The following is a 7549-nucleotide window of genomic DNA, read 5'->3' as shown; positions in this document are numbered from 1 at the left end:
ATTACACAACAGGAGATTGATCACGCCATGAATAGACTGAATAATCGACCAAGAAAAAGGTTAGGATACCTTACACCCAATCAGGTATTCTTCAAAAATACGCTTGCACTTCAAAATTGAACTCGCGAAATGATTTAGAGATGAAAAATGATCTTACGTGTACATTGCTAACTCGCCCGATTAACAACGCTGGCCCGGGTGAGGCTTGAGTGTGCCTCGGCCACTGCTTTCAGTCGATCACGTAGATAGTCGCTCAATTGTGGTTGCTGACTAAAGGCAACGTTGAAACGAATATGTCTGTCGGGCGTGTCATTGGCCGAGAACGCCGCGCCGCGCATGAGCAAAATTTTGTTGCGATAGGCATCTTGCACCAGTAGGTCGATATTGAGTCCCTCTGGCATCGTTCCCCACAGGAAAATACCTGCTTCGCCTGGCTGTTCGAATAGCACACCCGCCTCGCTCAATTGCCGTGTGCTGGTGTTACGAGCTGCCATGATCTTTCGTTGTAAACGGTCCAGATGTTTACGTAAATTTCCGGCCTTGAGTACTTCTAGCAGAACATATTCATTGAGGGCTGGCATGGTCATGACAGAATGAATTTTGGTTCTCATGAGCACTTTTAATAAATTCGGCGTTGCTGCAAGATATCCCATGCGTAAGGCTGGGCTGAGTGCTTTGCAAAAACTAGAATAATAAATCACACCATTTAAACCGGACAATGAAGCCAGACGCGTGGCGTGTCCTTGTTGAAAGTGGCCGTGCACATCGTCTTCTGCGATCAAAAAACCATACTGCTGTGCCAACATAAGCACCTTGTGTAAATTGGATGCGCTGCTGCTCCACCCGGTGGGATTATGCAAAGCCGTTTGTACAAACAGCAGGCGCGGCCGATGTTCGTGGCACGCCGCCTCCAATTCATCCAGATCAAGACCATCGACGTTACGTTTGATGGGGATGAGACGTATGCCGTCCTGACGCAATCGCCCAAACATCAGAAAATAACCAGGGTCTTCCACCAACACGGTGTCGCCAGCCTGCAAGAAGCTACGGCAAATCAGGTCGATCGCATGGGTGCCGCCGAAAGTGGTGAGTATGTGGCTTGCATCAGCAGAAATGCCAATGCCACGCAATAGCTGGGCGATATGTTCGCGTAATTCTGGCAACCCTTGGGGTGGGCAACGCGAGGCCATTCCGGCCGCGCTATGAGTTAAGGCTCTTTGCACTGCGGTGCCCGGTACCGCATCTTGTAGCCAGGTTGGTGGCAGGGTACCACTGCTGGCTAGTAGAATTCCCGCCCGTTGGTCATTGGCTTGTTGCGCTAGCCATACCGGTTCTTGTTGTTCGCCTGCTTCCAGCGCAATTTCGTCGGGACTAACTCTGTTTGCATCGCTGGTTGAACAGACAAAAAAACCTGCAGTGCCGTGAGAGTTAATCACACCGCCAGCCACCAGCCTGTCATAAGCGACCACCACGGTATTGGTGCTGACCGCCAGATGCGTGGCAAGCTGTCGTATCGACATCAGCTTGGCACCGCTAGGCAGCGCCCGATTCTCGACCAAACGGCGCAAATTTTCCTCGATCTGGTTCGATAGGGGGATGTTTGATAGACGGTCGATAGAGAACATGACGGAAGTCTAACGCAAAAATAGAATGGCGAGCATAAGTAGTATCGCTCCCATGGTTAAATTGAAAGCACGTTGTTTACGTGGATCTTTGAGCAGGTTACGAATTGAAACGCCAAACAAAGCCCACATAATGTTGCAGGGCGTACCAATCAACGTTCCAATGATCGCCAGCATTAACGCCCCATTGATAGCATTGGCTCCGGCAGGCATAAATACCGATGCCAAAGTAACGGCTTTGACCCAACTCTTGGGATTGAGTGCCTGAAAAATAGCGGCTTGCGTGAAGGATACCTGTTGCGGTGCGTGTGCCTCGCTTATTGATGCGCCGCTGAGCTTATAGGCTAGATACATCAAATACAAGGAACCCGCGATACGGAGTACTTGTTGTGTGATGGGATAGGCAACGAAAACACTACCGAGTCCGAGACAGGTGACGACCGTTTGTACGAACACGCCGAATTGGATGCCAAAAATCGCGGGTTGCGCACCACGATATCCAAAATTGGCACCAGAGGTAGCGAGCATGACATTGTTCGGTCCCGGAGTACCTGACATCACAAGGCAATAGCTCATTAAAGGGAGTAATTCTGTCATTGAATACAATCGGTAAATTGGAGGTGTAACGAGTCTAAAACCGCAGTAAAAAAGCGGCAAGATACAAGGTATAGAATACAAACATACTCTGTATCAATCCAGTTACCCCTACAGTTACCTGACTTTTCTAGTTCTTCAAATTTTTTAACTGGAATGATGTGAATGGCATTTGAAATTCAGCGGTCACTTAAGCCTGATTTTTGATGCCACCGCTTGCACGGATTTTTCCGGTGACAGATGTCCCGATTGGCTGCCCTGTTTTTCTTATGAATCCATTTTGCTATACCCGTTGATCTTCAATTCGAGAGTATATCGACGATTTTTGTAAAAACATTTTTGCGCTAAAAGTTGGCATTGCAGTCGATTTCATTGATCTCAGACTTTGTCTTGTGTTTGTTTGTCGGGTGTGGCACTTATCTCAAGAATATTTAACAAATTAAATTTAATATTTCTTATAAATCTTACTCTTATCTCTCGTGAGATATGAATCACCCTTCTGATCCTGATGTGGTAAGATTTTTCTGTTCTTTTAGAATATATCGTTTAATATTTTTATTACGCGATACCTATTACCACGAACGAGGATAGCCATGACGCAAATCTCTCGCCGACAGTTTCTCAAGATAACCGGCTCTACGGTTGCAGGCTCCAGCCTGGCTCTGCTCGGATTCATGCCGACAGCAGCGCTTGCAGAAGTGCGGCAATACAAGCTCTCCCGCACCACCGAAACGCGCAATACATGTCCGTATTGCTCAGTTGGTTGCGGCATTCTGATGTACGGGCTCGGCGATGGCGCAAAAAACGCGACCGCCAGCATTATTCATATCGAGGGTGATGCCGATCATCCTGTCAATCGCGGCACCTTGTGTCCTAAGGGTGCTAGTCTGATCGATTTCATTCACAGTCCTAATCGCTTGCTGGTACCGGAATACCGTGCCCCAGGCACGAATGCATGGCAAAAGATGTCATGGGACGATGCCTTGGATCGTATTGCCAAGCTGATGAAGCAGGATCGCGATGCCAACTTTATTGAAAAAACGGCCGATGGAAAAACCGTCAATCGCTGGTTGACGACTGGCATGTTGGCCGCATCAGCATCCAGCAATGAAACTGGTTATCTGACGCATAAAACCATGCGCAGTTTGGGGATGCTGGCATTCGATAATCAGGCGCGTGTATGACATGGTCCGACGGTGGCAGGTCTTGCCCCGACGTTTGGCCGTGGAGCGATGACGAATCATTGGGTAGACATCAAAAATGCTGATGTAATCCTTGTCATGGGTGGCAATGCCGCCGAAGCGCATCCTTGTGGCTTTAAATGGGTCACAGAAGCAAAAGCGCATAATAAAGCGAAGCTGATGGTGGTCGATCCGCGTTTTACGCGTACCGCATCGGTTGCCGATTATTATGTGGCAACGCGCACAGGAACGGATATCGTTTTTCTGGGTGCGATTATTAACTACCTGCTTACTAACGACAAGATTCAGCACGAGTATGTCAAGAACTACACTGACATGCCGTTCATCGTGCGCGAAGACTTTGCGTTAAATGACGGCCTGTATTCTGGCTATGATGAAAAAGCAGGTAAGTACACTGATAAATCGTCCTGGAGCTATGAAATTGGCCCGGATGGTTACGCATTGGTGGATCCGACGCTGAACCATCCGCGTTGCGTGTACCAGTTGATGAAGAAGCACTATTCCCGCTATACGCCCGAATTGGTGACGCGCGTCTGTGGTGTACCAGCAGAAAAATTCACCCATGTTGCTGAGACGCTGGCATCGACCGCTGTGCCTGGTCGTGCGGCGACAATCCTGTATGCGCTTGGCTGGACGCATCATAGTACCGGTGCGCAAACGATCCGTACTGGTGCGATGGTGCAATTGTTGCTCGGAAATATTGGTATTGCCGGCGGAGGTATGAATGCCTTGCGTGGGCATTCGAATATTCAGGGTTTGACCGATCTGGGGCTGATGTCTAATTTGCTGCCGGGCTATATGACTTTGCCGTCCGAGAGTGAGCAGGATTTTGAAGCGTATATTGGTGCGCGTGCTAAAAAGCCGTTACGTCCAAATCAGCTCAGTTACTGGAAAAACTATCGCGCCTTCCATGTCAGTCTCATGAAGACCTGGTGGGGCGATGCTGCCAAAGCGGAGAATAACTGGGGCTATGATTATTTGCCTAAGTTGGATAAGCCTTACGACATGATGCAAGCCATAGAATTGATGCATCAAGGTAAGATGAACGGCTACATCACTCAAGGCTTTAATATTCTGGCGTCCGCGCCGAATAAGAAAAAAGTCTCCGAAGGTTTATCTAAACTGAAGTTCTTAGTGGTGATGGATCCATTGGCGGTCGAAACTGCAGAGTTCTGGAAACCTTACGGTGAATTTAATGATGTTGATCCATCAAAAATCCAGACCGAGGTTTTCCGCTTGCCGACGACTTGTTTTGCTGAAGAAAACGGCTCTCTGGTGAGTTCTTCGCGCGTATTGCAATGGCATTGGCAAGGTGCAGAACCACCGGGCGAGGCACGCAGCGATATCGATATCATGTCTGGTCTCTTTTTGCGTTTGCGTTCGATGTATAAAAAAGACGGTGGTAAATTCCCTGATCCGATTGTGAATCTGTCCTGGCCTTACGCAAAACCGTATGCACCACGTCCGGAAGAATTGGCGAAAGAGTTTAACGGTCGCGCTTTGGCGGATGTCACCGACCCTAAAGATCCAACCAAGGTCTTGGTTAAAAAAGGTGAGCAATTGCCTTCGTTTGCCATGCTGCGTGATGATGGTACGACAACCAGTGGTTGCTGGATTTTTGCTGGTTCATGGACGCAAGCCGGTAACAACATGGCGCGTCGCGATAATAGCGATCCGACTGGCATCGGTCAGACTCTCAACTGGGCGTGGGCTTGGCCAGCAAACCGTCGTGTGTTGTACAACCGTGCATCGTGTGACGTGAGCGGTAAGCCATTCGATCCTACGCGCAAATTAATAGCATGGAATGGCACGACCTGGTCTGGTGCTGACGTTCCAGATTTTAAAGCCGACGAACCGCCAGAAAACGGTATGGGACCATTCATTATGGCACCCGAAGGCGTGGCGTGTTTCTTTGCCTCCAAAGCGATGAACGAAGGGCCATTCCCGGAACATTACGAACCATTTGAAAACCCACTGGGCTACAACCCTTTGCATCCTAAAAATGCACGCGCTACCAGCAATCCAGCTGCACGGATTTTTGCGGGTGATCGTGAGCAGCTAGGTACGCATGACGAGTATCCGCATGTGGCGACCAGCTACCGTTTGACTGAGCACTTCCACTATTGGACCAAACATGCACGTTTGAATTCGATCATTCAACCGGAACAGTTTGTTGAAATAGGCGAAGAATTAGCCAAACAAGTCGGTGTCAAAGCGGGCGAAAAAATCAAAGTGAGTTCCAAGCGCGGCCACATTATTGCCAAAGCGGTTGTCACGAAGCGTATCAAGCCATTGATGATTGAAGGTAAAACGGTGCAAACCGTGGGACTGCCTATCCATTGGGGATTTACAGGTGTAGCCAAACCAGGCTATTTGGTCAACACACTGACACCAGAAGTAGGTGACGCGAATTCCCAGACACCGGAATTCAAATCATTCCTGGTGAAAGTTGAAAAAGCCTAGGAGGATATATGCCACTTCAATCTCTCGATATCAAACGCATGTCAGCCACGACCGTACAGCCCCCGTCTGTACGGGAGCCAATCACCGGTACTGTGGCTAAGCTGATTGATACCACAAAATGTATAGGCTGCAAGGCATGTCAGACCGCCTGTATGGAATGGAATGACTTACGTGACGAAGTGGGTGAAACCCACGGCACGTATGACAATCCCCGCGACATGTCCGAGCACTCCTGGACCGTCATGCGTTTTTCTGAATATGAAAATCCTAACGGCAACCTCGAATGGCTGATTCGCAAAGATGGCTGTATGCATTGTGAAGATCCAGGTTGCCTTAAGGCTTGCCCGGCTCCTGGAGCCATTGTTCAATACACGAATGGTATTGTCGATTTTCAGGAAGAAAACTGTATCGGTTGTGGCTACTGCGTCAGCGGCTGTCCGTTCGACGTGCCTCGCATCTCTAAGCAAGATAACCGTGCTTACAAATGTACGTTGTGTTCAGACCGTGTGGCAGTTGGTCAGGAGCCAGCATGTGTCAAATCATGCCCTACCGGCGCGATTGTATTCGGTACCAAAGAAGACATGAAGCACCACGCGGAAGAACGGATTACCGATCTGAAATCACGCGGCTTTGATCAGGCTGGTTTGTATGATCCGGCAGGTGTTGGTGGAACACACGTCATGTATGTTTTACATCATGCTGATAATCCATCGCTGTACCATGGCCTACCAAACAAACCGCGCATCTCGCCGATGATCAGTGTCTGGAAGGGTTTATCCAAACCACTAGCGGTTGCCAGTATGGCGGCGGCTGCTCTGGTTGGCTTCTTCCATTACACGCGCATCGGTCCAAACGAGGTAAGTGAGAAGGACGAGCAGGAAGCCAAAGAAGCAAAAGAAGCGGCAGAGGAGGTGCATCATGAGTGAGCATAAAGATAACTCGCAGATTGAACGATATACCGCCGATGATCGTAGCTTCCATTGGGCGACCGCTATCAGTTTTATTTTGTTGGCGATTTCTGGCTTAGCACTGTTTCATCCATCTTTGTTCTGGCTCAGTAATGTGCTGGGCGGTGGGCAATGGACGCGCATTTTGCATCCATTTATCGGCTTATTGATGTTTGGTTTGTTTGCGGTGTTGGTGTATCGCTTCTGGCATCACAATGTGCTTGAACCAGTTGATAAGCAATGGATGAAGCAAATCGATGACGTCCTCAATAATCGCGAAGAGAAATTACCACACATAGGTCGATATAACGCTGGGCAGAAAATCTTGTTCTTCGTTTTGATCGGCTGCATGGCAGGCTTATTGCTCTCAGGACTGGTGATCTGGCGAGCGTATTTTTCGTGGGTATTTCCGATTGAACTGATCCGCTTTTCTGCATTGCTGCATGCGTTTTGCGCCTTTGTGCTGATCGTCAGCATTATCGTACACATCTATGCGGCGATTTGGGTCAAGGGATCGATTGGTGCAATGGTGCGTGGCACCGTGAGTTTAGGCTGGGCGCGCAAACATCATCGGCTATGGTTTGACGAAGTGATGAAGGCATCGAAAGATAAGAAGTAATTATTATTAATTGATTAATTGATTAATTGATTGATTAATTTTGTTCTGCTTTGCATCTGTCAGACGGTAGGGTAAAAGAAATCAGGATGATATGCATCAAAC

General features: G+C 48.6%; 5 protein-coding genes and 1 pseudogene. 4 read left to right on the top strand and 2 right to left on the bottom strand.

From position 1 onward, the window contains the following. Nucleotides 1–120: pseudogene (locus tag H8K32_RS20780) on the top strand (IS30 family transposase); the annotation flags it as partial. 47 nt (nucleotides 121–167) lie between these two features. Here the strand turns inward: H8K32_RS20780 and H8K32_RS19475 are convergent. After that, on the bottom strand, nucleotides 168–1625 hold the full coding sequence (locus tag H8K32_RS19475) for an aminotransferase-like domain-containing protein (protein WP_186914228.1): 1458 nt from the start codon (nucleotides 1623–1625) through the stop codon (nucleotides 168–170). Between the two features lie 9 nt (nucleotides 1626–1634). Continuing rightward, the gene (locus H8K32_RS19470) at nucleotides 1635–2219 is read right to left on the bottom strand and encodes a LysE family translocator (protein WP_186914227.1); all 585 of its coding nucleotides are present in this window, start codon (nucleotides 2217–2219) and stop codon (nucleotides 1635–1637) included. Between the two features lie 590 nt (nucleotides 2220–2809). Here H8K32_RS19470 and fdnG point away from each other — a divergent pair. The 3 genes from fdnG to H8K32_RS19455 are packed head-to-tail and all read left to right on the top strand — an operon-like array spanning nucleotide 2810 to nucleotide 7447. Continuing rightward, nucleotides 2810–5881 (top strand): formate dehydrogenase-N subunit alpha, encoded by a 3072-nt coding sequence (gene fdnG, locus H8K32_RS19465; RefSeq protein WP_186914226.1) that lies wholly within the window; start codon nucleotides 2810–2812, stop codon nucleotides 5879–5881. Between the two features lie 8 nt (nucleotides 5882–5889). Continuing rightward, entirely contained in the window at nucleotides 5890–6807 is a 918-nt protein-coding gene (gene fdxH, locus H8K32_RS19460; RefSeq protein WP_186914225.1) for a formate dehydrogenase subunit beta, read from the top strand. Further along, complete coding sequence (locus tag H8K32_RS19455) at nucleotides 6800–7447, top strand: formate dehydrogenase subunit gamma (RefSeq protein WP_186914224.1); 648 nt, start codon at nucleotides 6800–6802, stop codon at nucleotides 7445–7447. Before fdxH ends, H8K32_RS19455 begins: the two co-directional genes overlap by 8 nt. Nucleotides 7448–7549 lie beyond the last annotated feature (102 nt).

Source organism: Cognatundibacterium jejuense, assembly GCF_014284255.1.
Classification (GTDB): domain Bacteria; phylum Pseudomonadota; class Gammaproteobacteria; order Burkholderiales; family Burkholderiaceae_D; genus Undibacterium; species Undibacterium jejuense.
This window is presented reverse-complemented; position numbering and strand designations above follow the sequence as displayed.